Source organism: Candidatus Pantoea symbiotica, from assembly GCF_056491525.1.
The window spans coordinates 2,805,772-2,832,071 of sequence record NZ_JBSZHR010000002.1; the positions used below are offsets into that span (position 1 = coordinate 2,805,772).

The window sequence follows — 26,300 nt, forward strand, 5'->3', positions numbered from 1 at the left end:
GCAGCAGGAAGCACCAGTGTTGTCGTTGCAGAACATTGTAGGGCCGTGATTTATGACGACCTGAATTGCGGGCATAAAAAAGGTCGTCATAAATGACGACCCTACGAGAGAGGTGGACGAACTTAGTCCAGCTTGACACCTAAACGGTGTGCAACTTCTTCGTACGCTTCGACCAGGCCACCGAGGCTCTGACGGAAACGGTCTTTGTCCATTTTGTCCATGGTGTTTTTGTCCCACAGACGTGCGCCATCTGGTGAGAACTCATCGCCCAGCACCACTTCGCCGTTGAACAGACCAAACTCCAGTTTGAAGTCGACAAGGATCAAACCTGCGTCATCAAACAGTTTGCTCAGCACTTCGTTGGCTTTGAAGGTCAGCTCTTGCATGCGTGCAAGATTCGCTTTGCTCACCCAGCCGAAGGTTTCGCAATAGGATTCGTTGACCATCGGGTCGTGTTTGGCGTCATCTTTGAGGAAGAGATCAAACAGCGGTGGATTGAGCACAATGCCCTCTTCCACGCCCAGACGTTTTACCAGCGATCCTGCCGCACGGTTGCGTACCACGCACTCTACCGGCACCATCTCCAGCTTTTTCACCAGAGCTTCGTTATCCGACAGCAGCGCTTCCATCTGGGTCGGAATGCCCGCTTCCTGCAATTTGGTCATGATGAAATGGTTAAACTTGTTGTTTACCATTCCTTTGCGATCAAACTGCTCGATTCGTGCACCGTCTCCTGCTGACGTATCGTTGCGGAATTCAAGTACCAGCAGATCCGGATTATCGGTGCTGTATACGGTTTTCGCTTTACCGCGATACAACTCAGCTCGCTTTTGCATCTTGTTAACTCCAAACATGAAAGAACCCGTGTTCAGCGGTGTTTCACCGCGCGCCGATTGCGTGACGCAATCGTTTACTTCGCCGGGCGCTATTATACACAAAATCATTCGAGATGCAGGAAGGCGGCAAACGAATGAATCCCGATGAGCTTACTCAAGTAAGTGATTCGGGTGAATGAGAGCAGCCAACGCATCTGCAGCTCGAAGGATTTGTGTATATGCCAAATCAAAACAAAAAGGCCGGAAATCTCCGGCCCTTTGGCAATTTATTTCAGCGCGCCTTGAATCACCTGCACCAGCGCGTCGTTCTGCGCCTGGGTTAGCACGTGACCTTTCGGATCGATGAACTGCAGACTGCTGCGGTTATCCAGATCGCCAACCTGCAATTTGTAATCGCCGTTGGGTAATTCTGGATCTTTGGCGCCGATCTGATCCCACACGCCGCTGCCCGGCTGTTTGTAGGTCACTTTCAGGCTGCCCTGCGAACGGTTGTCATCAGTGATTTCCATGCCCACGCGTTTCAGCGCCGCTGGCAAACGCTGCCAGGTGACGTTAAACGGTGCGCGCAGAATCAACAGCGGTAAACCGGTGTCATCCGCGCCGCTCTGGACATCAATCTGTCCGGTGGCACGGTTGGCCGCCGCATCCTGGCTGGCAGAATCCACTTTATCCAGACCGGTGCTGATGTCGTTCAACATCTGGCCGGTATAGCGTTGAATCTGTGCCGGAGACGTCACCGCCTGACCAGACTGCTGCAGTTCCAGCAGACGAACGGTCAGCACTTGCTGATAGCTCTGGTTCTGCACGCTGATCTGATAGCGACCGCGATACTGGTTATCTTCGTCAGCACGGTTCCACTGCACCCAATCAGTGGTCAGCTGTTGGCCAGCATCATCACGTTGCGCGATCGGGAACTTGTACGACTGAACCACACCAACCACTTGCGACCAGATCGAACCACGGCTGCTTTCGACTGCCAGCACGCCGGTATTACCGGTGAACTGTGCACGCGTGCCGTTTAACAGCGCCAGCGGCTGGGCTGGCGGACGAATATCCAGCTCTTTGCCAACCGCGCCTTTCGCCACGTTATGCGGAACATCGTAATCACCATTCTGCAACGGCAGAATCATGCCCGCTGGGGCTTTTAAATCGTGCAGCTCAGGCGCCTGCAGGTAAGATTCATCACCGCTGACCTGGCGCTTATAACGCTGATCGTTGGAACACGCTGTTAGCAGCATCAGGGTGGAAAGGCCCACTACCGTTGCCAGCGTCGAGCGCTTAACTGAATAACTCATTGATTCTCCCTAAATTATCGCAGACCCGCTTTAATCAGCGCTTGCGCCGTTTTCGCCTGACCGGCTTCGGTCAGTGGCGTCATTGGCAAACGCAGCGTGTCATCCGCGATTAATCCTAGCTGTTTTGCTGCCCATTTCACCGGGATTGGATTGGGTTCACAGAAAAGCGTCTGGTGCAGATGCATCAGACGCTGATTCAGGCGACGCGCTTCGGCGAATTTGCCCTGTTGCGCCAAGGCACAGAGTTCAACCATTTCACGCGCTGCAATGTTAGCCGTGACCGAAATTACGCCTTTGCCGCCCAGTTGCATGGAGTCCAGCGCCGTCGCGTCATCGCCGCTGACGATGATGAACTCATCATTAACCAGCTCTTGGATCTGTGAGATACGTGATAAGTTCCCGGTGGCTTCTTTGATTCCGATAATATTTTTAATTTCGGCCAGACGCGCGACGGTTTCCGGCAGCATGTCGCAACCGGTACGCGAAGGAACGTTATACAGCATCTGCGGCAGATCGGTACTTTCAGCAATGGCTTTAAAGTGCTGGAACAAGCCTTCCTGCGTCGGACGGTTGTAATAAGGCGTGACCGTCAAACAGCCCACGACACCGCTGCCGGTAAAGCGTTTGGTCAGAGAGATGCCTTCAGCAGTAGCATTTGCGCCGGTGCCAGCGATAACCGGAATACGGCCATCCGCCAGTTCCAGCGTTTGCATAACTACATCACCGTGCTCGTCATGGCTGAGCGTGGCAGATTCGCCGGTGGTGCCAACAGAAACAATCGCCGCGGTGCCGCTGGCAACATGATAATCAATCAGTTTTTTCAAACTTTCGCGGCAGACATTACCTTTTTCATTCATTGGCGTAATGAGCGCAACAATACTTCCGGTGAACATGGGCTATCCCCTCGACAAACAAGTGCCTCATGTTACGTTTTACATTGAAAGAAAAGCAAGCGAGCCACGCCATTCCCGCGCTTGTCAGCAGTTTTTTTTATGTTTACCTTATAGTTATTAGCGAACGTACAGGAAATGCCATTTTGTCGCAGTCACAGCCTCACCATCTGGTGATCACCGCACTGGGCGTTGATCGTCCGGGTATCGTCAATACCATCACCCGCCACGTCAGCAGCTGCGGCTGTAATATCGAAGACAGCCGTTTGGCGATGCTGGGCGATGAGTTCACCTTTATCATGCTGCTTTCCGGTAGCTGGAACGCGATAACCCTGATTGAATCAACGCTGCCGATGAAAGGGGCCGAGCTGGAACTGCTGATTGTGATGAAGCGCACCAATGCACGCGTCACGCCACCGATGCCTGCCACCGTATGGGTGCAGGTTGAAGTGCCGGATTCACCACACATCATTGAACGCTTTACCGATCTGTTCGATAAACATCAAATGAACATCGCCGAACTGGTCTCGCGGATTCAACCTGCTCAGGACGACGTTGCGCCCACGCTCTATATTCAAATGACGGCGCACAGCCCGGCCAATCAGTTCAGTGCGCCCATCGAACAGGCTTTCAATCAGCTGTGCGAAGAACTGCATGCACAAGGCTCAATTCGTCTTTATAGTGTCACCGACGATGCTGACAGCACCGTTTAATCAGGCTCCGGGTTATTTCGCCACACACTCTGCCGCTGCGGCAAACCGTGTTGTGAAATAACCCTGACGGTAAACACCACCTGGCACTTTTGCTCTTGATGGTGTATTACCCACAGCATGTAGAAAAAATGGAGAGTTGTGATGAATCCACTGAAAGCCGGTGATACTGCACCGAAATTTAGCTTGCCCGATCAGGACGGCGAACAAGTAAATTTGGCCGACTTCCAGGGACAGCGCGTTCTGGTCTATTTCTATCCGAAAGCCATGACGCCGGGTTGCACCGTGCAGGCTTGCGGACTGCGCGACAACATGGATGAGTTGAAAAAAATTAGCGTTGAGATTCTGGGTATCAGCACCGACAAGCCAGAGAAACTGTCGCGCTTTGCCGATAAAGAGTTGCTGAACTTCACGCTGTTATCGGATGAAGATCATCAGGTGTGTGAGCAGTTTGGCGTTTGGGGTGAAAAAACCTTTATGGGCAAAACCTATGACGGCATTCACCGCATCAGTTTCCTGATTGATGCCAATGGCAAAGTTGAGAAAGTGTTCGACGATTTCAAAACCTCAAACCATCACGACATTGTGCTGGATTATCTGAAGTCAGCCTGATGTAAACGGGTGCGCAGGTCGCACCCGTTTTCTTTTACTCAGCGCGCGGCTCGTCGAGCGCCGAGGTTTCTGGCCACGCACGCACCACCGCTTTCACCAGCGTCGCCAGCGGAATCGCAAAGAACACGCCCCAGAATCCCCACATCCCGCCGAAAATCACCACCGACAGAATGATCACCAACGGATGCAGGTTGACCGCTTCAGAGAACAGAATCGGCACCAGCACGTTGCCATCCAGCGCCTGAATCACCAGATAAATGGCGATCATGGTCCAGAAATCGCTGCCCAATCCCCACTGGAACAGGCCAACGCCAATCACCGGAATGGTCACCACCATTGCGCCGATATAGGGAATCAGCACCGAAATACCCACCAGCACCGCCAGCAGAAGCGAATAGTTGAGGCCCAGCAGCAGGAACGCCAGCCAGGTGACAAATCCCACCGCCACCATCTCCAGCACTTTGCCGCGAATGTAATTGGTGATCTGCTGATTCATCTCTTGCCACACCACGCCCGCCAAACCGCGATTGCGCGGCAGCACGCGGCGTACCGCATTCAGCATCTGCTCTTTGTCTTTCAGCAGGAAGAACACCATCAGCGGCACCAGCACCAGATAGATCATCAGCGTCATCAAACCGACCAGTGATGCCAGCGAATACTTCACCAGCGATTCGCCCAGGCCGGTGAGACGGCTGCGCAGGTTCTCAACGATGATATCGATGATGCCCGCATCGACCAGCGCCGGATAACGCTTCGGCAGGCCAGCGGCAAACACATAAAGCTTGTTTAGCATGTTTGGCAGGTCACGCGTCAGGTTGATACCCTGCTGCCACGCCACTGGCGCGACAATCAGCACCATCACCAGCAAGATGCCGGCAAACACCACCAGCACCGCGCTGGTTGCCCAGGTTCGGCTACAGCCAACGCGCTGCAAGCGCACCGTTGGCCACTCCAGCAGATAAGCCAGCACCAACGCCACTAACAGCGGTGCCAGCAAACCGCTGAGGAAGAACAGAATGCAAAACGCCGCCAGCAGAATCACCAGCAGCCCGATAGCCTGCGGATCGCTGAAGCGGCGTTTGTACCATTGATAAAGCAGAACGAGCATTTTTACTTCCAGTTGAACGTAGGGTCGCCATTCATGGCGACCGATTGATAATTTGATTGAGGGGATTAATGCGTAATGCTACTGACCAACGCATCCTGGCCGGAGATCATCACGCAGTTGCGTCCGGCATTTTTCGCCTGATAGAGCGCGGCATCGGCTTGCTTGAGACTCTGCTCCTGCGAACCACTTTCCGGCTGCCAGTCGGCAATGCCCACCGACAGCGTGACATTGCCGACCTGATCGATCCAGTTTTCCTCAATGCTGATGCGCACGCGCTCGGCCAGAATGCGCGCATCCTCAACCGAGGTCGCAGGCAGCAGCATCAGGAACTCTTCCCCGCCGTTACGGCACACCACATCGGTTTGACGTGCGCTGCTGCGTAAGGTTCGCGCCACATGTTTAATTACCTCATCACCGACGTCATGACCAAAGGTATCGTTGACACGTTTGAAGTGATCGATATCCAGCGCCAGCACCGAGAACGGTTGACGCATGGTGGCGAAGTAGTCGAGCACCGCGCTCAGGCCACGGCGGTTGAGCAGATTGGTCATGGGATCGCTCTGCACTTCCGATTTCAGGCGACCAATTTTGTCCTGTACTAAACCAATGCCGGTAAGCAGCGCACGTTTGACCTGCGCCGCTTCGAAATACCAGGCGCGAATACCGCCAATCTCGCTCGATACTCCTTGTGAATCCATTTGGCTGGCTTTACGCGCCAGTTGCCACAGCGGCAGCGCAATCAGACGCGCCAGAATCACCGCCACCAGCAAGGTCAGCAGCGCAAACGGCACCGAGTTTTTCAACACTTTCAGCAGTAAACCGGTGAGCGGTGCCAGCGTGACATCGGTCGGTTTCAGCGCCACCACCATCCAGCCGGTGGTCGGCACAATGGCGTAACCGGCCAGCTTGGGCACGTTCTCTTCTGTCAGTTGCACTTCACCGTTGGTTTTCTCTTCGCGCTGGCGATCGCTGACGATGCCCGGCACGCTTTTACCAATCAGCTGAGTATTCTGGTGATACAGCACCTGATTATTGCGATCCAGCACGTAAACATGGGTGCCATCGCGATAGAACTGCTCGCCGAGCAGCGCGTTGAGGATGCTTTTCTTCTTCAGGTAGATGGTGCCGCCGACGTAGCCAAGGTAGCGTCCGTCTTTGCTCCAGATCGGCCAGGAGACAAACACAATCAGGTTATTGGCGGCGGAGATGCTGGGTTTGCTGACCATCGGCTGACGCTGCGCCAGCGCCTCACGCGAAGCCTGGCTGGTCAGCTGCATGCCTTTCAGCATCAGCGATTCGGGCGAAATGGCTTTCACGATGCCGTTGCTGTCCACAACTGCCACCGAGTTGAAACTGTTGGTTTGCTCACGCAGGCGATTCACTTCCTGCTGCGACAAATCGGCATTATCAAAATCATTGCCCAACTGCGTCGCGCTGTAGTGCAGCTGCGACTGAGCCAGCTGAAAGAAGACCTCAGTGGTCGCCGCCAGTTTGGTAGCGTAGGCGCGATTGGCTTCGAGGGTGCTTTCGATCAGGACCATACGTTGCACGCGCCAGGTGGCGTACAAGGTGTTGGCAAGCGTGATGACGATGCTGGTGATCGCCAATAGCGCAATCAGCGTTCGCAGGTCAGTTTTTGGCCGCAGGCGCATTAGCATAACGCGCCGGCCTTAGTGAATAGATTCATCAATATGTGTGCCTGACAGTCTTGTTATTGTTGGATGCACTTGCCCTGGTGAGCTAACGGGCGATTGTACACCCACAACGCAAATTGAGCACGAAGCATCCTGTCAGCCACACACAATTCTTTCTCTGCGCTGGCGCTAATCGATCAAACCGTTGGCATCGTAAAACGGCCACGGACCAGGATAATCGCCGATAGCACACAAATGCGTGCTCATGCCCTGCTGCGCATGCCAGCGATGCAGCAGGAAACCGGGCGGCTCCAGCACAAAATTGGCTGGGCCATTTTCCGCGAGATCAAACGCCACCTGATGCGATACGCCGGGCGCAACACAGGCCAGGGTACCGGCAAAACGCGCCTGTACCGAGCGATGCAGATGGCCGCTCAGCACGCGTTCCACCTGCGGATGGCGCTGGATAATTGCCGCCAGCGCCGCCGGATTGCGCAGCGGTTGGTTATCCATATGTTCTATGCCGCAGAGAAACGGCGGATGATGCAGCATCACCAGCGTCGGCAACTGCGGCTGGCGCTGCAACTGCTCATCAAGCCAGTGCAATTGCGCTTCATCCACATAGCCCCACGGCTGCTGCGGCACGCTGGAATCGAGCGCCAGCAGTTGCACGCCTTTTACCTGCATCTGCCAGTTCAGGGTTTCGCCGTGCTGCAGATAGTGATGCTCCGGAAATGCCGCACGCAGCGCCTGACGATCGTCATGGTTGCCTGGCATCAGTAAAAATGGCAGCTGCAGCTGGCGCAGCGCCTGCTTCAATGTTTGATACTCTTCTGCCGTACCGAAATCGACCAGGTCGCCGGTGATCACCACCATGTCCGGGCGTGGCGAAAGGCGGTTTAGCGTCTCGATGACCCGCAGCAGCGCGGCTTGGGTGTCGACTTTTTTGTAGGACAAACGGCCGTTGGCCTTGATGTGTAAATCGCTAATTTGCGCGATTAGCGTCATTGCTTCAGACACAATAAAGTTTCTCCGACTGCAAAAATTGCAGCGTAATATTTGTTAGCCACCGCTATCACAACGCTTACGGTTCGTAGCGGCGCAATTTATTGCGCGATGAATCGCGCCGCTACGAACCGTGCGGCAATCAATTTCAGCGCTAATACAATGACATTATGAAAACTGCAGCGCAGCGTCCTGCGCCAGCGTCCAGCTCACCGCTTGTCCGGCATGCCAGGCTTCACGTGCGTGGCGATCCACCTGAATCGGCGTGGCCAGCCCGATATCGATCATCAACCGCTGCGACGCGCCCAAAAAGGTGCTGGCAACAATAAAACCCTGCCGCTGATAGCGATCATCGCTAGCCAGCAGCACATCTTCCGGACGGCAGAAACGCTGCGGATTGCCGCGCGTATCGACATCCACGCAGTTAATCGCACCAACAAAATCGGCGACAAATTTTGATGCCGGATGCTGGTAGATGTTCTGCGGCGTATCGATTTGCACCAAACGTCCCTGCTCCATCACCGCGATACGGTCGCCGAGCGCCATCGCTTCCTGCTGATCGTGCGTCACGTAGACTGCGGTGATCGCCAGCTTCTTCAGCAGCGCGCCGATCTCCAGACGCAGACGATCGCGCAGGCGCGCATCCAATGCCGCCAGCGGCTCATCAAACAGCAGCACTTTGGGCCGCGCAGCTAACGCGCGCGCCAGTGCCACACGCTGCTTCTGCCCGCCGGAGAGTTTGTCGATGCTGCGCTGTGCCAGCGCGGTGAGATCCACCAGCGCCAGCATCTCCTGCACGCGCGCTTCGCGTTCGGCACGCGCCACGCCCTGCACTTTCAGGCCGTACGCCACGTTCTCGGCCACATTGAGATTCGGGAACAGCGCGTAGTTCTGGAACACCATGCCGACGTTGCGTTTTTCAATCGGTAAGGCGGTAACGTTGCGATCGTCAAACCACACTTCGCCGCCGACGTCGCAGCTCTCCAGCCCACTGATAATGCGCAGCGTGGTGGTTTTGCCACAGCCAGAAGGACCCAGCAGCACCAGCGTTTCGCCGGGATGAACGGTGAGATCGAGCGGTTGCAGCGCCTGATGATGATTAAAGTGACGTGCGCAGCCGCGCAGCGTCACGGTAACGGCCGCAGGATTCATGCTGCCTCCTTGTGTTGGCGCGAAACCGCGCGGTTAAGCCAGTGATTCACGGCATTGAGCATCAGCAGCAGCGGCAGAATCATCAGAATGAAAATCAGCGTGTAGGCGGAGCCCACTTCCAGCCGCATCGAGGCGTAGCTGTCGGCAAGACCAACCGGCAAGGTTTTAGTCAGCGGCGTGTGCAGCATCCAGGTGATGTTGAATTCGCCCACCGACAGCGTGATCACCATAAAAGCACCGGCGAGAATGCCGTTGCGGCAGTTCGGCACCACCACTGTAAAGAAGCGCTGCCACAAGCTGGCACCAAGGCTGGCCGATGCTTCTTCGAGGCGCGGCATATCCACCGCCTGCATCACCGCCAGCACCGGCCGCATCATAAACGGCAAGGTAAACAGCACGTGACCAATCAGGATAAACAGCCAGCTGTCGCGCAGGCCGGAAAACTGGCCGTAGAGCAGAATGATACCGAGCGCGGTCGCCAGACCGGGCAGCGCCACCGGTAGCATCAAACACTCTTCAATACGCGCCGCCCAGCGGCCCGGCGCTTTCAACAATCCCCACGCGGCGGGCACTCCAATCACCAAGGTGAGCAACAGGCAGAACAGCGCGATCAGCAGCGACAGCCAGAAGGTATCAGCGTACATCTGCCACACTTGCTCCACCCACTTCAGCGTGAAGCCGCTGCGCAGGCCGATAAAATAGTTATTGGTGACGCCCGCCAGCATCGACAGCACCACCGGCACGATCATAAACAGCGCGGTGATGGCGGTGATCAGCAGTTGCAGGCTAAACAGTCCACGACGTTTCATGATTGCGCTTCCTTAGCCTGCGCCAGACGGCGCGCCAGCATCAGCGCCAGCCAGGCGAATCCGCCCATCAACACTGATAGCGCGGCGGCGGTGGCAAAGTTGGCGTAGTTGGTGAACTCGCCGTAAATGGTCAGCGGCAGCACCGCTAAATCGGTGCCGAGCGTAAAGGCGGTGCCAAAGGCGCCCATGCTGGTAGCGAAGCACAGCGCGCCGGTAGAGAGCAACGCCGGTTGCAGACCCGGCACAATCACATCCCAGGTGATGCGCCACTGGCTGGCACCAAGCGAACGCGCCGCTTCTTCCAGCGAGCGATCGAGTTTTTCACTCGCCGCCACCAGCGTGATGATGGCACGCGGCAGCGAGAAATAGAGGTAACCGATAAACAGCCCCGCCAGCGTATAGGCCAGCGTCCAGCGCTCATGCACCAGGCTCATGCTGATTTGCGCCAGCAATCCCTGACGCCCGGCCAGCATCACCACCAGAAAACCCACCACCACACCGGGAAACGCCAGCGGGAAGGTCAGTAGCGCCAGCAAGGTGCCGCGCCCGGTAAAGCGCTGGCGCGCCAGAAAGCAGCCGACGATAGCGGCAATCAGTAACGTCACCAGCGTCACCGCCAGCGACAGCAGCACGGTGTTCAGCAGGCTCAGCAGATAGTGCGGCTGGGTGATCACCGTCCAGTAACCGCTGTGCTGGGTGCTGCGATCGTCCTGCATGCCGATTTGCAGCAAACGGGCAAACGGCAGCAGCCAGAAAGCGCAGAAGAACAGCAGCGCGGGCAGCGTCAGCCACAGCCAGCGGCTGCCCGGTTGCGTAGGTATCTGGCGGCGCGAGGCCGCCAGGGTGTCAGCCATCGACATTAACGAATCTCGCTCAGGTATTTCGCCGAGAAGGCTTTCTGCGCATCGGCCATCTGCTGATAGTTCACGGTTTGCGCACGCGCATAATCGCTGTCTGGCAGGAAGAATTTCTTGGCCTCTGCTGACATCGCCGAGGTGCGCACCGGACGCAGGAAGGCATTGGCCCAAATCGCCTGACCTTTATCCGACAACACGTAGTCGATCACTTTCTTGCCGTTGTCTGCGTGCGGCGCGTTCTTCACCAGGCTAATGACGTACGGCACCGTGACCGTGCCCTCTTTCGGAATCACAAAGGCGACATTGGCGTGATCTTTATATTTGGCGCGATAGGCGTTGAAGTCGTAGTCGAGCAGGATTGGAATCTCACCGGAGATCAGGCGCGCGTAGGCGGTCTGCTTCGGTACGATCGGCTGGTTAGCCTGTAGTTTTTTGAACCACGTCAGCGCAGGCGTGAAGTCATTCATATTGCCGCCCTTCGCCTGGTTGACCGCTACGGCCGCCACGTAACCGACAAAAGCACTGGCTGGATCGAGGTAGCCGATCATCCCTTTGTATTCCGGCTTCAGCAGATCATCCCAGGATTGCGGCACCGGCGCGCCGCCCAGCGCATCGACATTAACCATAAAGCCCATGGTGCCGGAGTGCAGCGCCACCCATTTGCCATCGGGATCTTTCATTCCGGCTGGGATTTCGTCCCAATGCGCGGGCTTATAGGCGCTGATGACACCGGCGCTGTCCGCCTGGATGCCAAAACTGACGCCGTAATAAACCACATCTGCCACCGGATTACCCTTCTCCGCCACCATTTGCGCCAGCGCCTGGCCGGAGTTTTTGTTGTCCTGCGGCACCTGAATCCCGGTGTCTTTGGCAATGGCGTTAAGCTGGGTTCCCCAATCCGCCCACTCGGGAGGACAGTTGTAGCAAATCGCCGTCTCAGCGGCCTGGGTGAAACTACTGAACAGCGAACCGGCGGTCAGTGCGAGCGCCCCGGCAATGATGGTGACTTTTTTCATGATGGTTCCCTGATGTTGGCAATTGAAGAAAAAACGGTTGCGGGTGCAGCGATGCTTTCGCCGCTGCGCAACCGATGTGCCAGTACGCGGGTACCGCGGCTGGCTTGTTGTAACAGCATGTCGATGGCACCCGCGCCGAGCATGTCGGCGGGTTGCGTCACGCTCGCCAGCGACGGCGCGATTTGCTCGCCGATATCGATGCCATCAAAACCCATCACCGACAGCTGCTGTGGAATGCGCACACCGGCGCGCGCCGCCGCACCAATCAGGCTGATGGCGAGCAGATCGTTAGTGCAAATCACCGCGCTAAGCGGCGTGTCGCCTTGTAGCTGCGGCTGCAGCAGCGCGAAATCAGATTGGGTATGGCTGGGCATTTCGATCACCGGCAGCGCGTCGAGTCCGGCTTGTTGCATCGCATCGCAATAGCCTTGATAGCGCAGACGTGCGCGATCCGATTGCAGCATCGGCCCGGCCACCATGCCGATGTGGCGATGACCGAGTTCAAGCAGATGTTGAGTGGCTTCTTGCATCGCCTGACGGTTATCGACGCAAATGGCTGGCCAATGGGTTTCCTGCGGCACGTTGTGCGTCAGGACAAACGGCATGCTGGCTTGATGCAGCGTATGCAGAATGGCGCTGTTATCGGCGTCGGCAACGGTAAGAACCAAACCGGCAACACGCTGATTCAGCATGTGCTCGACAATCGCCGCTTCGCGCTCTGGCTGATAATCACTGGTTGCCACCAGCAGACCGTAACCGGCGGCACGCGCCTGCCGCTCCATCGCTTGCAGTTGGCGGGCGAAGATCGGATTGAGCAGCGACGGCAGCAGCACGCCGAAGGTGGTTGAACTCTGAGTACGCAGTTGGCGGGCAATGTGATTAGGGCGAAAGCCGAGCTGCTCGGAGGCGCTCAACACTTTTTCCAGCGTGTCAGCACGTAGCAGATGCGGATCAGAGAATGCGCGTGCAGCGGTGGCGCGAGAAACGCCAGCCAGTTTGGCCACGCTGATTAAATCGGACATGTTCGCCTCGTAAAGTGCCAATGAGATCGATCTCATTGGCGCTTAAACTAGCGGCGAACTGTGACAGCAACATCGCGGATAAATGACAGCGAGATGACAGCAGCGCTAACTGCTGTCAGTCAGAAATTACAACATCAGGAAGGCATAACCTTCGTTTTGCAGCGACGCCACGGTGGTGCCGCTCGACAGCGTGTGAGTAACGCGCGTATCAATCCAGTCACGTTCCAGCTGATGGAAAGCCACCGACTGATCGCAAATGGTCACCTTCACGCCGGCTTTTCTCAGCTCATCAATCAGCTTGAGATTCGGGTTATCGGTGCCGTACGCTTTGCGGAACTGATCGTTGTTCAGCGCAGCAGGAACCGCATCGCTGTTGATCGACACCACAAACTTCAGCTGATCGAGCGGTACGCCCGCCGCGTAATAGAGGTTAGTGACGCGCGCCACACGCTCCAGCCCGAGGTTGGCCTGATGAATATCCCCTTCATTACGGTTGATCTGGAAGACGATTTTATTGCTCAATCCTGGCGTGGTGGCCGGATTGTAGTCCGGCACACTCACATAATGGATTTTGCCGTAGCCGTCGATCGCCGGCGTGCTCCAGAAGTCAGCCGGTTCGGTTTTCTTGTCGGCAAATTTATCGCTGACCTTGTCGACCAAATCGGGGAGCTGTAATACATTGCCGCCGACAAAACCTGCCAGGGCCGCAATAACGATATAGGATGCTGGACGCATTTCACTTCTCCTGTGCCTGAGATTTACATCTGTAAGAGTGCATAACCCTGATTTTCCAGCGTCGACACGGTGGTCGGGCTGGAGAGTGCATGAATCACCGATGGGTCAATCCACTCTTTCGGGAAGTGATGGAACGCCACCGACTGATCGCACACTGAAACTTTCACGCCCAACTTATTCAGCGCGCCAATCAGCGCCAGATTAGGGTTGTCCGCTTTGTAGAACTGCTGGAAATGCGCGTTATCCAGCATCGCAGGTGTGGCATCGCCGGTAACCGACACCACAAAGTGCAGGTCGTCGGCCGATACGCCCGAAGCGATATAGAGATTCACCACGCGCGCGACACGTTCAAGACCAAGATTTGGCCGCGTCATCTCTCCTTCACTTTTGGTGATTTGAAACACCACTTTGTTGCTTAAACCGACCACCGGTTTGAAGGCGGCATCCGGCTCGTAATGGATTTTGCCGTAGCCGTCGACGGCGGGCGTGCTCCAGAAACCGTCGGGATCGGTAGGTTCGGCAGAAAAATGGCTGACAACACGCTGATATAAGTCATCACCTTTGCTCACGGTGGCGCCAACAAAGCCACCGACAATCGCGATAAGGGCGTATGAGACTACAGAACGCATAAAAACTCTCCGGCATGCACTGCGCGTCAATTCACAGTCCGTTTGAATAAAGTGCCTTATCTATACCACAGCGTGAGCAGGGCAAAAGTCCTGTAGTGACGGGCTGTCCGGCTGAATGGTTGCGTGCGAAATAATTAGCAGGGTTAATTGAAAAAAGCTTTCGATTGACGCTTTGGCAGGAGTTGAGAAAAGAGTGGATGTGAAATTGTGACCATTATCCAGAAGGGATAAGTTTACGTGCGTTTAAAATCCGTCCAACAATTACTGTGCAAAATGCCCTTAACACCATAATCACGATTAAAATCACTGATGGATAACGCGGGCCAACAGCGCTGATTTGCCTCTTCTTTTCAGAGTAAACCTGGAAAAGTTCATGCCAGGCTCAATAATTTTGAGCAACTTTACGTAACTTTAACTTTTTCCGGTTAAGAAGCCTGTTTATCTCGCTGCAGCCTATTCAATTTTTTGCTGCAATTTCGTCGCGCTGTAACCATTTTTTCATTTATACCCCATCAAGCTTCGTCATTTGCTTGTTGCAGCAGTCTGGTTAAGATAGAGCGCGTTACGCAAATGGAAAATAGTGCAGAACATTTGAACCACTTACCTGTCCAATTTCGGGTGACTTTTACAGGATCAAGGCATGTTTAACCGGTTGAAAAAATCATTGCTGGCGGCCCTTATTCCTACGCTGCTGCTGACGCCTGCGCTGAGTGCGCGCGCTGACGTCAGCGATATGCTGCCCGACATGGGCACCACAGCAGGTTCGACGCTCTCGATTAATCAGGAACTGCAGATGGGCGACTTCTACGTGCGCCAGCTGCGCGCCAGTGCGCCTCTGATTAACGATCCGCTGTTGAATCAATATATTAATGAGCTCGGTCAGCGTCTGGTGGCGCATGCCAACTCGGTACGCACGCCGTTTCACTTCTTTTTGATCCAGAACGATGAACTCAACGCCTTCGCCTTCTTTGGCGGCAACGTGGTGCTGCATTCGTCGCTGTTCCGCTACACCGATAACGAAAGCCAACTGGCATCGGTGATGGCGCACGAAATCTCGCACGTCACGCAGCGCCATCTGGCGCGCGCCATGGAAGAGCAGCGACGCAATGCGCCGCTGACCTGGGTGGGCGCATTGGGGTCGATTCTGCTGGCGATGGCCAGTCCGCAAGCGGGCATGGCGGCCCTGACCGGTACGTTGGCAGGCGCGCAGCAAGGCATTATCAGCTTTACCCAGGGCAACGAGCAGGAAGCCGACCGCATCGGCATTCAGGTGCTGCAACGCGCCGGATTCGATCCGCAAGCGATGCCGACTTTCCTGCAGAAGCTGGCGGATCAGAGCCGCTTCTCCTCCAAGCCACCGGAAATTTTGCTGACGCACCCGTTACCCGACAGTCGACTGGCTGATGCGCGTAACCGCGCCAACCAGATGCGTCCGGTGGTGGTGCAGTCGTCGCAGGATTTCTACATGGCGAAAGTGCGTTCGCTCGGTATGTACGCCACGGGCCGCAATCAGCTGACCGATGACCTGCTGAACGAATACGCCAAAGGCAATGTGCGCGAGCAGCAGGCTGCGCAGTACGGCAAAGCGGTGCAGTTCCTGCAGGCTAAAAGCTTTGATAGCGCCAAACGCGTGATCGCCCCGCTGCTGGCGAAGCAGCCGGATAACGTCTGGTTCCTCGATATCATGACCGACATCGACATCGGCCTGAATCAGCCGCAGCAGGCAATCGCCATGCTGACCAGCGCCAAAGGTAGCAGCACCAATCCGGTACTGCAGCTGAACCTGGCTAACGCCTATGTCGAAGCGAAGCAGCCGGCCAACGCCAGCCGCATCCTCAATCGCTACACCTTTGCCCATCCAGACGATGTTAACGCCTTTGATCTGCTGGCGCAGGCTTCGGCGGCGCAGGGTTTACGGGATGAAGAACTTTCAGCGCGCGCGGAAGGTTTGGCGCTCAACGGCCAGCTCGATCAGGCGATCTCTACCTTGAGCAGCGCCAGCGCCCAGGTGCCGCTCGGCAGCCTGAAACAAGCGCGCTATGACGCCCGCATCGATCAGTTCCGTGAACTGCAGAAGCGTTTTAAGGTGTATCAGAAAGGGTAATTTCCTCGGTGCGCATAAATGCGCACCCTACAAAACCCACATCGAACACGCGTAGGGCCGCCATTTATGGCGACCGCCGGTTTCAACAGATCAAAGGAATGCCCAAACTATGATCAGCATTTATCACAACCCGCGCTGCAGCAAGAGCCGCGAGACGCTGGCGCTGTTGCAGGAGAAAGGCATCGAGCCTGAAGTGGTGCTCTATCTTGAGACGCCGCCCGACGTGCCAACGCTACAGCGCCTGCTGCAACAGCTCGGCATGCACAGCGCGCGCGAACTGATGCGCCGCAAAGAGGATCTGTATAAAGAGCTGGCTTTAGCGAATAGCGAGTTAAGCGAGGATCACCTGTTGCAGGCGATGGCGGATCATCCAAAACTGATCGAACGTCCGATTGTGATCAAGGGCGAACAGGCGCGCATTGGTCGTCCGCCAGAAGCGGTGCTGGAGATTCTCTAAAGCTCCAGCGCTTCTTTAACAAAGGGAATGGTAAGTTTGCGCTGGGCGCTGATGGAGGCGCGATCAAGACGATCCAGCGTATCAAACAGCGTGCGCATCTCACGGTCGAGGCGTTTCAGCAGGAAGCGCCCGACATCTTCTGGCAACTCAAAACCACGCAGTCCAGCACGCAGCTGCATCGCCTGTAATTTGTCGTCATCCGAGAGCGGCTGCAAACGGTAAATCTGTCCCCAATCGAGGCGTGAAGCCAGATCCGGTAAGCCGAGATTTAGCTGACGCGGCGGTCGATCGCCGGTAATCAGCAAACGCGTTTTGCCGATTTCCAGAATGCGGTTGTAGAGATCAAAGATCGCCATTTCCCACTCCGGATCGCCTGCAATGCACTCGATATTATCGATGCACACCAGCGCCAGATTCTCCATCCCTTCCAGTACTTCCGGTACAAACCACGTGCGCTTATCCAGCGGCACATAACCCACCGCTTCGCCGCGCGCCGAGAGTTCCGCACAGGCTGCGTGCAGCAGGTGACTGCGGCCACCGCCTTCGCGCGACCAGAAATAGAGATAGCTACCGTGTTGCTGAGAGAGTGCGCCTTGCAGCGCCGCCAGCAGAGACGTGTTTTCCCCCGGCCAGAAACTGGCGAAGGTTTCATCATCGGGTAAATAGAGTGGCAATGAGAGCTGTGCCGGCGTGTTCAGAAGTACCTCAACGGATGAGCGGGCAGAAAACCGCGCAAGTTTATCACGATCTTTGCCGGAGATGAACCGGGCTTCCCTGCCCGGCTTAAAGCCTTAACTTTCGCGCTTCTCTTCAGCGTCCAGCACCACTTCTTCCGGACGTAATACGCTGATTAAACGGAAGATCAAAGCCAGGCCGACACCAACGATGGTCGCCAGCGCCATGCCTTTCAGCTCGGCCGCGCCGATATGCACTTTGGCACCGCTCACGCCGATGATCAGGATCACCGAGGTCAGGATCAGGTTCTGCGCTTTGTTGTAATCCACTTTAGATTCGATCAACACACGAATACCGGACGCGCCGATCACGCCGTACAGCAGCAGCGATACGCCGCCCATCACCGGCACGGGAACCGCCTGAATCGCCGCCGCCAGCTTGCCGACGCACGAGAGCAGAATGGCAAAGATCGCCGCGCCGCCAATTACCCAGGTGCTGTAGACGCGAGTAATCGCCATTACGCCAATGTTCTCGCCGTAAGTGGTGTTCGGCGTGGAGCCGAAGAAACCGGAGATCATGGTGGATAACCCGTTGGCGAACATCGAGCGATGTAGGCCCGGATCGCGGATAAGATCTTTCTTCACGATGTTGGCGGTAACCACTAAGTGACCCACGTGCTCGGCAATCACCACCAGCGCGGCTGGCAGAATGGTCAGCATCGCTACCCACTCAAAACGCGGCGTGTAGAAAGTTGGCAGCGCAAACCACGGCGCATTTTCCACCGCGGTCCAGTCCACAATGCCCATCATGTATGAGAGCGCATAGCCGACCAGCACGCCGACTAAAATCGGGATGATGGCGAGGAAGCCACGGAACAGCACCGAACCAAACACGGTCACTGCCAGCGTCACCATCGAGATGATCACGGTTTTGCTGTCTGGTGATGTGCCGTCAGCGGGCAGTAAACCTGCCATATTCGCCGCCACGCCCGCCAGTTCCAGACCGATAACCGCGACAATCGCGCCCATCGCCGCCGGTGGGAACATCACATCAAGCCAGCCGGTACCGGCTTTCTTGACGATCAGCGCCACAATGCAGAACAGCAAACCGCAGAGAATAAAACCGCCCAGCGCCACTTCGTAACCCAGCGGCAACAGCAGCAGCACCGGCGAAATAAAGGCAAAGCTCGAACCGAGATACGCCGGGATTTTGCCTTTACAGATAAACAGATAGAGCAGTGTTCCAACGCCGTTAAAAAGCAACACCGTGGCCGGGTTGATGTGGAACAGAATCGGCACCAGCACAGTTGCGCCAAACATGGCGAACAGATGCTGTAGGCTGAGTGGAATGGTTTGTAAGAGCGGTGGGCGTTCGCTAACGCCGATTGCACGACGAGTCATTATTATCCCCTATCCTCTTCGTTCTTCGAGCCATGGCTGCGTTGGCTGCTCTCGTTCACCCGAATCACTTACCTAAGTAAGCTCATCGGGATGAACTCGTTTGCCGCCTTGCCCTGGCTCGAATAACTCGAGGATGACAATGTTGTGTTTTTGCCAAAAAAAAGCCGACTCTCTGGCCGGCTGGTTTCTTTTATTTGGTTCCGAAAATCTTGTCCCCGGCATCGCCGAGTCCAGGAATGATGTAACCCTTCTCGTTCAGTCCCTGATCGATTGATGCGGTGTAGAGCTCCACATCCGGATGCGCTTTCTCCAGCGCGGCAATACCTTCAGGTGCGGCCACCAGCACCAGCACTTTAATGCTGGTACAACCGGCTTTCTTCAGCAGATCGATAGTAGCGATCATTGAACCACCGGTTGCCAGCATCGGGTCGACCACCAGCGCCAGGCGCTCTTCAATGTTCGACACCAGCTTCTGGAAATACGGCACCGGCTCCAGCGTCTCTTCATCACGATACACGCCAACCACGCTGATGCGCGCGCTTGGCACGTGCTCGAGCACTCCTTCCATCATGCCGAGGCCAGCACGCAGAATCGGAACTACAGTGATTTTTTTACCTTTGATCTGATCGATTTCAACCGGACCATTCCAGCCTTCAATCGTGACGCGCTCGGTTTCCAGATCGGCGGTGGCTTCATAGGTCAGCAAGCTGCCCACTTCCGAGGCCAGCTCGCGGAAACGCTTGGTGCTGATATCATGCTCACGCATCAGGCCCAGTTTATGTTTGACCAGCGGGTGTTTGACTTCCACGATCTTCATGATTGTTCTCCCGGAATTGAGTTGAGCTAAAAAAAATCGCCGGATTATACCGCCTTTTCGCCGCTGCGCCACATGTCATCGGTCAATAGCCTGCGTCATCTAAGGATTGGCGAAAATCTGAGGCTATGCAAAGGCAGCATGAGATGGGACTCGCAAACGTTTGCCTGCGCTGTTAGAATTGCCGCGCTTAATTTTTGCCACCAACCGCAACTCGCGTGGGGATTCCGCAGTGACCGACAAAACCTCTCTCAGCTACAAAGACGCCGGTGTTGATATCGATGCTGGTAACGATCTGGTTGACCGTATTAAAGGCGTAGTGAAAAAAACCCGCCGCCCGGAAGTCATGGGTGGATTGGGCGGATTCGGCGCGCTCTGTGCGCTGCCGCAGAAGTACCGCGAGCCTGTGCTGGTCTCCGGAACCGATGGCGTCGGCACCAAGCTGCGTCTGGCGATGGATCTCAAACGCCATGACAGCATCGGCATCGATCTGGTCGCAATGTGTGTTAACGACCTGATTGTGCAGGGTGCTGAGCCGCTGTTCTTCCTCGATTATTACGCGACCGGCAAGCTGGATGTGGATACCGCTTCATCGGTAATCACCGGCATCGCCGAAGGTTGCTTGCAGTCGGGTTGTGCGCTGGTCGGCGGTGAAACCGCTGAAATGCCAGGCATGTACCACGGCGAAGATTACGACGTGGCGGGTTTCTGCGTCGGCGTGGTGGAAAAATCAGAAATCATTGACGGTTCGAAAGTGCAGGACGGCGACGTGCTGATCGCGCTGGGTTCCAGCGGTCCACACTCGAACGGTTATTCTCTGGTACGCAAGATTCTTGAAGTCAGCCAGACCGATCCGGCCACCAAACAGCTGGATGGCAAATCACTGGCCGATCACCTGCTGGCGCCAACCCGCATCTATGTGAAAAACATCCTCAGCCTGATCGAGCAGGTTGATGTGCATGCGATTTCGCATCTGACCGGCGGCGGCTTCTGGGAAAACATCCCGCGCGTTCTGCCAGACAACACCCAAGCGGTGCTGGAAGAGAGCAGCTGGCAGTGGCCGTCTGTGTTCAGCTGGTTGCAGCAGGCGGGCAACGTTAGCCGTCACGAAATGTACCGCACCTTTAACTGCGGCGTGGGCATGGTGATTGCGCTGAGCCCGGCAGAAGCCGATAAAGCGATACAGCTGATGACCGACGCGGGCGAAAAAGCGTGGAAAATCGGTGTGATTAAAGCGTCAGATTCTGAAGAGCGTGTGGTTATCAATCCATGAAGAAACTGGTTGTACTGATCTCCGGCAACGGAAGCAATCTTCAGTCCATCCTCGACGCCTGCGCAAGCGGGCGTATCAACGGCAGCGTCGCTGCCGTTTTCAGTAATAAAGCCAGCGCCTATGGTTTAACGCGCGCGCGGGAAGCCAACGTCCCGCCGCATGCGTTAGCCGCCAGTGATTTTGCCGACCGGGAAGCCTTTGATCGCCAGCTAATGCAGGAGATTGATGCTTACGCGCCGGATCTGGTGGTGCTGGCCGGTTATATGCGCATCCTCAGCAGCGCTTTTGTCGCGCACTATCACGATCGTCTGGTGAATATTCATCCGTCGTTATTGCCGAAATATCCGGGCTTGCACACGCATCGTCAGGCGCTGGAAAACGGCGACGAAGAGCATGGCACTTCAGTGCACTTTGTCACTGACGAACTGGATGGCGGACCGATTATTTTGCAGGCGCGCGTGCCGGTGTTTGCTGGCGACAGCGAAGACGAAATCAGCGCGCGCGTGCAGCATCAGGAACACGCGATCTATCCGCTGGTGATCAGCTGGTTTGTTGATGGGCGTTTGCAGATGCGTGAAGGTAAGGCGTGGCTGGATGGTCAGCCGTTGCCACCTGAAGGATATGCACACGACTAATGTAGGGTCGCCATTTATGGCGACCTTCATCACGTCCGCACCATCACCCAAATCTTCCCGTAATGTAATCTTCGGTACGCCGCGCTTTTGGCGACGTGAAGATGCGATCGGTTTCGTCAAACTCCACTAATTGTCCGTTATGCATAAACGCGGTGTAATCTGACACGCGTGCCGCCTGCTGCATATTGTGCGTCACCAATACCAGCGTGAAATGCTGCTTCAGCGTGGTCATCAACTCCTCGATCACCAGCGTTGAGATCGGATCAAGTGCCGAGGTGGGCTCATCCAGCAGCAACACTTCCGGTTCAATGGCAATGGCGCGCGCAATCACCAAACGTTGCTGCTGGCCGTTAGAGAGCGTTAAGGCGTTCTGCCCCAGCTGATCTTTCACTTCGGCCCACAAGGCCGCCGCACGCAGCGCACGCTCACAGGCTTCATTCAACACGCGACGGTCGCGCACGCCCTGCAAGCGCAGGCCGTAAACCACGTTTTCGTAAATCGATTTAGGAAACGGATTTGGCCGCTGGAACACCATGCCAATGCGGCGCCGCAGCGCGGGAAGATCCTGGTTCGCCTGCATCACCGCGTAGTCATCCAGCAGAATCTCACCCTCAATGCGGCAGCGATCGATCACATCATTCATGCGATTAAAGCAGCGCAGCAGCGTCGATTTGCCGCAGCCGGAAGGACCAATCAACGCCGTGATGCGGTTTTTCGGGATCTGCAGATCAATGTTATTCAGCGCCTGGCGTTCGCCATACCACAGCGACAGCTGATTAACGCGAAGGGCAATGTCGTAATCGGGCGTCATCAGAAACCTTTTTAGTGCGTCATGAGCCGGTAACGCTCACGCAGCCGATGGCGCAGCGCCATCGCCAGCAGATTGAGCGACAGGATGATCACCACCAGCAGCAAAGCGGTGGCGTAAACCAGCGGTCGATCAGCATCGATGTTGGGGCTCTGGAACGCCAAATCGTAGATCTGAAAACCGAGGTGCATGAATTTACGATCGAGGTGCAAATAAGGGAACACCGCATCAACCGGCAGCTCTGGCACCATTTTCACCACGCCCACCAGCATCAGCGGCGCGGTTTCTCCGGCGGCACGCGCCACCGCCAGAATCAGGCCGGTAAGCATGGCCGGTACCGCCAACGGCAGCACCACGCGCCACAGCGTTTCCGCCTGGGTTGCGCCCAGCGCCAGCGATCCCTGACGCAGATTATCCGGAATGCGCGACAATCCTTCTTCGGTGGCAACAATCACCACCGGCAGCGTCAGCAGCGCCAACGTTAGTGCGGCCCACAGCAAGCCCGGCGTACCAAAAGTGGGATTGGGTAAGGCGCTGGAGAAGAACAGCTGGTCGATGGTGCCGCCAATCAGCCAGACAAAGAAGCCAAGGCCAAACACGCCGTAGACAATCGATGGCACGCCGGCGAGATTCACCACCGCGATGCGCACCAGCCGCGTCAGCGCATTGCGTCCGGCGTATTCGTGCAACCACACCGCAGCGATGACGCCGAGCGGCATGACGATGATCGACATCAACAGCACCATCAGCACGGTGCCAAAAATTGCCGGAAACGCCCCGCTTTCGCCGCCACCGGAAGTCGGTGAGTCGCTGACGAATTGCCAAATCTGGCTGAAGAAGTGCAGCGTTTTGTTGGTTAATGTCATGGCATTCGGATACCACGCATCAACCACCTGCGCCAACGGGATGGTGTGATCCACGCCGTTCACATCGCGCAGCACCAGCGTATCGCGCTGACTTTCGTGCTGCAGATGGGTTAACTGCTGCGCTAGCGCGTTAAAGCGGCGCTGTAACGCCGTGCGGTTGGCATCAAACTCGGACTGCACTTCCAGAGTGAAGCTGCCGTTACGCTGCTGCTCATCGGCCTGCTGCTGCAGGCTTTCCATCTGCGCATTGAGGCGCGCCATCTTGATGCGACGGATGTTACTCGCCTGGCGCAGTTGCTCATGTACCTGCTGCAAACGCTGATGCAGCAAGGCATCGCGGCTTTGCGCGGTCATCACTTCATTATCCTGGCGCAGCTCCACCAGCCAACCATAAGCATTGCCGCCATTGCGGCGCTGTAGCACCAACACATCGACAGGACGACGGGTTTTCGCCTCGCCCTGGCTGTAAAGCACGCGGAAATCCGGCGCGGCAAAGTCACGGTTACCGGTTTTCACCACATAGCGCCACTGTTCGCCCTGCTGCTGCTTTTGCAAGGTTTCGCCTAGCACCATCACCGCGCTGCCTTCTGGCGGCTGGAATTGATATTGATCGACCGGCTGCGGCCAGAAAGCGCGCACGCCTTGCCAGCCGAGCAAACCAATCAACAAGGTAAACGCCAGCAGGCAAACCGCGACAGCTCCGGCGGTGAGCCAGCGCCAGCGATCGTTCTGTTTCATCGCCGTCATCCCTGGCCCTCATGCTGGCTGTAGCGTTGACGCAGGCGCTGACGAATCAACTCGGCGATGGTGTTGATCACCAACGTGAAGATCAACAGTATCAACGCGCTAAGGAACAGAATGCGGTAATGCGCGCTGCCCGCTGCGGCTTCGGGCATTTCAATGGCAATGTTGGCGGAGAGCGCACGCAGGCCAGCAAATAAGCCGCCTTCGCTGACCGGCGTGTTGCCGGTGGCCATCAGAACAATCATCGTCTCGCCGACGGCGCGGCCAAAGCCAATCATTAATGCAGCGAAGATGCCCGCCGAGGCGCCCGGCAGCACCACACGCGTCAGGGTTTGCCACGGCGTGGCACCCAGCGCCAGCGAGCCCTGCCCGAGCGCGCCCGGCACGCTAAACAGCGCATCTTCCGATAAGGTGAAAATCAGCGGCACCAGCGCAAAACCCATCGCCAGCGCAGCGACTAATAGGTTGCGCTGTTCGTAATGGGCTAAACGCTCGCCAATTTCTGGCCACAACAGCGTCGGCAGCCACAGCGTTAACAGCGTGACGACGAGCAATACCGGCAGCAGCAGAATCACTTCAAAGCCGGGACGTCGCCAGCTGGCAGGCAGCCGCGGACTGAGCACGCCGCACAACAGTAAGGTGGCCGCCAGCACCAGCGGTAGCAGCAACACGCCAACCAGCGCGGTGCTGATGTGCGGTGCCAGCCACACGCCTGCGATCAAACCAATCACCACGCTTGGCAGCGCGCCCATCATTTCTATAGAGGGCTTCACCCAGCGACGTAAACCCGGCGACATAAACCAAGCGGTGTACATTGCGGCGGCCAGCGCCAGCGGCGTGGCGAACAACAGCGCCAGACTGGCAGCTTTCAGCGTACCCAGCACCAGCGGCATCAGGCTGAACTTAGCCTGATAGCTGTCGCCCGCCGCAGTGGATTGCCATACCCAATCGGCCTGCGGATAGTTTTCGTACCAGATTTTCTGCCACAGGTTGCGCCAGGTGAAGTCCGGCCACGGATTATCTAAAGCAAACTGCTGCCATTCCCCGGCGCGTTCAATGATCAAGGCATCACCGCGCGGCGCGAAGGCCAGCGCCTGAATGCCCGGTGCCAGCTGACGCGTTAAGATCGCGCCCTGCTGCTTGCTGGCGAACAGCTGAACCTTGCCCTGCGCATCGTAAGTGGCAAACACGCGGCGCTGCGGTTCCGGCGTGATGCCGCGCGCCTGCTGGCTGCCGTTGAAGGTGTGAATCTGTTGCAGACGCGGCCCTTTATCACTGGCGATGGCAAACCATTGCTGGACGCCCTGCGCATCCTGAATCAGCAAGGTGCGTCCACCGGCCAACATATGCAGGCTTTGTGGCGGCAGATTGAGGGTTTGGGTTTCGCGTAGCTGCGCGCCATCCGGCGTGATTTGCCACACGCGCAGCAAACGCCCGCTGCTGGCGTAAAGCAAGGTGCCATCCGGCGACAACAGCAGATGATCGGCCTGCTGCTGCGGCAACAGGATCTGATTCACTTTTTGCTGATTTTCCAGCGTGAGCAGGCTAATGCCTGCTGCAGTTTGCGCGGCAATCAACCATTGATGATCGTTGAGCGACGTCAGCGCCATGTTACTGACCGGGCCTTGCGGCAAGCGCAGCGGACGATCGCCCAGCGGGAAACCCCATTCGCCGCTGCCGTTGCGGATAACCGGTTGCATTAACAGCAGTTCGCCCTGCATATTGAGCAGCACGCTGCGGTTATCAAAGCTTACGATCGCCGCATCGGGCTTGCCATTCAACGCCAGTGCCGGTGCCGCGGGTTGACCATCGAGCGGAATAAAGCGCGCTTCGTTGCGACTGATGCGCCAGCCCAAATGGCCGTCGCTGCCCATCGCCAGCATTGGGGCTTTGTCCCACAACTGAATATTGGTGGTGGCATGCATCCCGGGCGCGCTAAACAGCGGCAGCACCACCCAGATCAGCCAGAAGAACAGCAGTAACATCAGCAGCAAAATTCCCACGCCGCAAGCTGTGACAACGCGGCGCACTAAATTATCAGTGGCGCGTCGACGACGGTCGCTAAAGTGGACGGGAATACGATTTATGCTCATGCAGGCCAGGTTACCGGTGGAAACAAGTCGCTATGTTGCCCGTAGCTGATTGATAAGACAACCTTTGACGTTGGACAAGCCTGCCATACTCTCGCCATAATGGTGACGGACACTGAGCGGT

Annotated in this window: 25 protein-coding genes; 6 read left to right on the forward strand and 19 right to left on the reverse strand. The window is 56.5% G+C overall.

The window, feature by feature from the left end:
* Positions 1 to 122: 122 nt before the first annotated feature.
* The 3 genes from purC to dapA form a co-directional block, all read right to left on the reverse strand.
* Positions 123 to 836 carry a phosphoribosylaminoimidazolesuccinocarboxamide synthase gene (purC, locus tag ACXIZX_RS13655; RefSeq protein WP_061718438.1) on the reverse strand — a complete coding sequence of 238 codons (714 nt, stop codon included), beginning with the start codon at positions 834 to 836 and terminating at the stop codon, positions 123 to 125.
* A 266-nt stretch (positions 837 to 1,102) separates the two neighbouring features.
* Positions 1,103 to 2,131: an outer membrane protein assembly factor BamC gene (gene bamC / locus ACXIZX_RS13660; RefSeq protein ID WP_436332558.1), complete on the reverse strand. Its 1,029-nt coding sequence runs from the start codon at positions 2,129 to 2,131 to the stop codon at positions 1,103 to 1,105.
* Positions 2,132 to 2,145: 14 nt separating this feature from the next.
* A complete protein-coding gene (gene dapA / locus ACXIZX_RS13665; RefSeq protein ID WP_007884824.1) occupies positions 2,146 to 3,024 on the reverse strand; it encodes a 4-hydroxy-tetrahydrodipicolinate synthase in 879 nt (292 codons plus the stop codon).
* Positions 3,025 to 3,167: 143 nt separating this feature from the next.
* Between dapA and ACXIZX_RS13670 the strand changes: the two genes are divergently transcribed.
* Together ACXIZX_RS13670 and bcp are read left to right on the forward strand one after the other, a co-directional pair.
* Entirely contained in the window at positions 3,168 to 3,734 is a 567-nt protein-coding gene (locus ACXIZX_RS13670; protein WP_036649519.1) for a glycine cleavage system transcriptional repressor, read from the forward strand.
* 141 nt (positions 3,735 to 3,875) lie between these two features.
* Complete coding sequence (gene bcp, locus ACXIZX_RS13675) at positions 3,876 to 4,343, forward strand: thioredoxin-dependent thiol peroxidase (RefSeq protein WP_008108351.1); 468 nt, start codon at positions 3,876 to 3,878, stop codon at positions 4,341 to 4,343.
* Positions 4,344 to 4,377: 34 nt separating this feature from the next.
* Here the strand turns inward: bcp and ACXIZX_RS13680 are convergent, their stop codons facing one another.
* From ACXIZX_RS13680 to ACXIZX_RS13725, 10 genes are all read right to left on the reverse strand, one after another.
* Entirely contained in the window at positions 4,378 to 5,451 is a 1,074-nt protein-coding gene (locus tag ACXIZX_RS13680) for an AI-2E family transporter (protein ID WP_479404366.1), read from the reverse strand.
* 65 nt (positions 5,452 to 5,516) lie between these two features.
* A complete protein-coding gene (locus ACXIZX_RS13685; protein ID WP_479404367.1) occupies positions 5,517 to 7,109 on the reverse strand; it encodes a sensor domain-containing diguanylate cyclase in 1,593 nt (530 codons plus the stop codon).
* Positions 7,110 to 7,274: 165 nt separating this feature from the next.
* On the reverse strand, positions 7,275 to 8,093 hold the full coding sequence (locus ACXIZX_RS13690) for a phosphodiesterase (RefSeq protein WP_479404881.1): 819 nt from the start codon (positions 8,091 to 8,093) through the stop codon (positions 7,275 to 7,277).
* Positions 8,094 to 8,258: 165 nt separating this feature from the next.
* Positions 8,259 to 9,242 (reverse strand): ABC transporter ATP-binding protein, encoded by a 984-nt coding sequence (locus ACXIZX_RS13695; protein ID WP_008108346.1) that lies wholly within the window; start codon positions 9,240 to 9,242, stop codon positions 8,259 to 8,261.
* Entirely contained in the window at positions 9,239 to 10,051 is an 813-nt protein-coding gene (locus tag ACXIZX_RS13700; protein WP_008108344.1) for an ABC transporter permease, read from the reverse strand. Before ACXIZX_RS13700 ends, ACXIZX_RS13695 begins: the two co-directional genes overlap by 4 nt.
* The gene (locus ACXIZX_RS13705) at positions 10,048 to 10,911 is read right to left on the reverse strand and encodes an ABC transporter permease (RefSeq protein WP_479404368.1); all 864 of its coding nucleotides are present in this window, start codon (positions 10,909 to 10,911) and stop codon (positions 10,048 to 10,050) included. The genes ACXIZX_RS13700 and ACXIZX_RS13705 overlap by 4 nt, the downstream gene beginning before the upstream one ends.
* Positions 10,911 to 11,924 (reverse strand): ABC transporter substrate-binding protein, encoded by a 1,014-nt coding sequence (locus ACXIZX_RS13710; RefSeq protein WP_323274607.1) that lies wholly within the window; start codon positions 11,922 to 11,924, stop codon positions 10,911 to 10,913. Before ACXIZX_RS13710 ends, ACXIZX_RS13705 begins: the two co-directional genes overlap by 1 nt.
* A complete protein-coding gene (locus ACXIZX_RS13715) occupies positions 11,921 to 12,946 on the reverse strand; it encodes a substrate-binding domain-containing protein (RefSeq protein ID WP_479404369.1) in 1,026 nt (341 codons plus the stop codon). The genes ACXIZX_RS13710 and ACXIZX_RS13715 overlap by 4 nt, the downstream gene beginning before the upstream one ends.
* Before the next feature lie 126 nt (positions 12,947 to 13,072).
* A complete protein-coding gene (locus ACXIZX_RS13720) occupies positions 13,073 to 13,681 on the reverse strand; it encodes a DsrE family protein (protein WP_008108337.1) in 609 nt (202 codons plus the stop codon).
* A gap of 23 nt (positions 13,682 to 13,704) precedes the next feature.
* Positions 13,705 to 14,310, reverse strand: a complete 606-nt coding sequence (locus tag ACXIZX_RS13725; protein ID WP_479404370.1) for a DsrE family protein — start codon at positions 14,308 to 14,310, stop codon at positions 13,705 to 13,707.
* Positions 14,311 to 14,950: 640 nt separating this feature from the next.
* Between ACXIZX_RS13725 and bepA the strand changes: the two genes are divergently transcribed.
* Together bepA and arsC are read left to right on the forward strand one after the other, a co-directional pair.
* Complete coding sequence (gene bepA, locus ACXIZX_RS13730; protein WP_479404371.1) at positions 14,951 to 16,414, forward strand: beta-barrel assembly-enhancing protease; 1,464 nt, start codon at positions 14,951 to 14,953, stop codon at positions 16,412 to 16,414.
* 109 nt (positions 16,415 to 16,523) lie between these two features.
* Positions 16,524 to 16,871 carry an arsenate reductase (glutaredoxin) gene (arsC, locus tag ACXIZX_RS13735; protein WP_479404372.1) on the forward strand — a complete coding sequence of 116 codons (348 nt, stop codon included), beginning with the start codon at positions 16,524 to 16,526 and terminating at the stop codon, positions 16,869 to 16,871.
* Here the strand turns inward: arsC and hda are convergent.
* From hda to upp, 3 genes are all read right to left on the reverse strand, one after another.
* Positions 16,868 to 17,569 carry a DnaA inactivator Hda gene (gene hda, locus ACXIZX_RS13740; RefSeq protein ID WP_036649513.1) on the reverse strand — a complete coding sequence of 234 codons (702 nt, stop codon included), beginning with the start codon at positions 17,567 to 17,569 and terminating at the stop codon, positions 16,868 to 16,870. The genes arsC and hda overlap by 4 nt on opposite strands.
* A 93-nt stretch (positions 17,570 to 17,662) precedes the next feature.
* Positions 17,663 to 18,946: a uracil permease gene (gene uraA / locus ACXIZX_RS13745; RefSeq protein WP_154181602.1), complete on the reverse strand. Its 1,284-nt coding sequence runs from the start codon at positions 18,944 to 18,946 to the stop codon at positions 17,663 to 17,665.
* Between the two features lie 190 nt (positions 18,947 to 19,136).
* The gene (gene upp, locus ACXIZX_RS13750; protein ID WP_008108331.1) at positions 19,137 to 19,763 is read right to left on the reverse strand and encodes a uracil phosphoribosyltransferase; all 627 of its coding nucleotides are present in this window, start codon (positions 19,761 to 19,763) and stop codon (positions 19,137 to 19,139) included.
* 229 nt (positions 19,764 to 19,992) lie between these two features.
* On the opposite strand from upp, the gene purM reads away from it, so the two are divergent.
* Positions 19,993 to 21,033 (forward strand): phosphoribosylformylglycinamidine cyclo-ligase, encoded by a 1,041-nt coding sequence (gene purM, locus ACXIZX_RS13755; protein WP_479404373.1) that lies wholly within the window; start codon positions 19,993 to 19,995, stop codon positions 21,031 to 21,033.
* Positions 21,030 to 21,668, forward strand: a complete 639-nt coding sequence (gene purN / locus ACXIZX_RS13760) for a phosphoribosylglycinamide formyltransferase (protein ID WP_008108329.1) — start codon at positions 21,030 to 21,032, stop codon at positions 21,666 to 21,668. The genes purM and purN overlap by 4 nt, the downstream gene beginning before the upstream one ends.
* A gap of 43 nt (positions 21,669 to 21,711) precedes the next feature.
* On the opposite strand, the gene pstB is transcribed toward purN, so the two are convergent.
* From pstB to ACXIZX_RS13775, 3 genes are read right to left on the reverse strand one after another with little or no spacing between them, the layout of a single operon-like run.
* Positions 21,712 to 22,479 carry a phosphate ABC transporter ATP-binding protein PstB gene (gene pstB / locus ACXIZX_RS13765; RefSeq protein ID WP_008108328.1) on the reverse strand — a complete coding sequence of 256 codons (768 nt, stop codon included), beginning with the start codon at positions 22,477 to 22,479 and terminating at the stop codon, positions 21,712 to 21,714.
* Between the two features lie 11 nt (positions 22,480 to 22,490).
* Positions 22,491 to 24,089, reverse strand: a complete 1,599-nt coding sequence (gene pstA / locus ACXIZX_RS13770; protein ID WP_061717952.1) for a phosphate ABC transporter permease PstA — start codon at positions 24,087 to 24,089, stop codon at positions 22,491 to 22,493.
* Entirely contained in the window at positions 24,086 to 26,179 is a 2,094-nt protein-coding gene (locus ACXIZX_RS13775; protein ID WP_479404374.1) for an ABC transporter permease subunit, read from the reverse strand. The genes pstA and ACXIZX_RS13775 overlap by 4 nt, the downstream gene beginning before the upstream one ends.
* Positions 26,180 to 26,300: the final 121 nt, after the last annotated feature.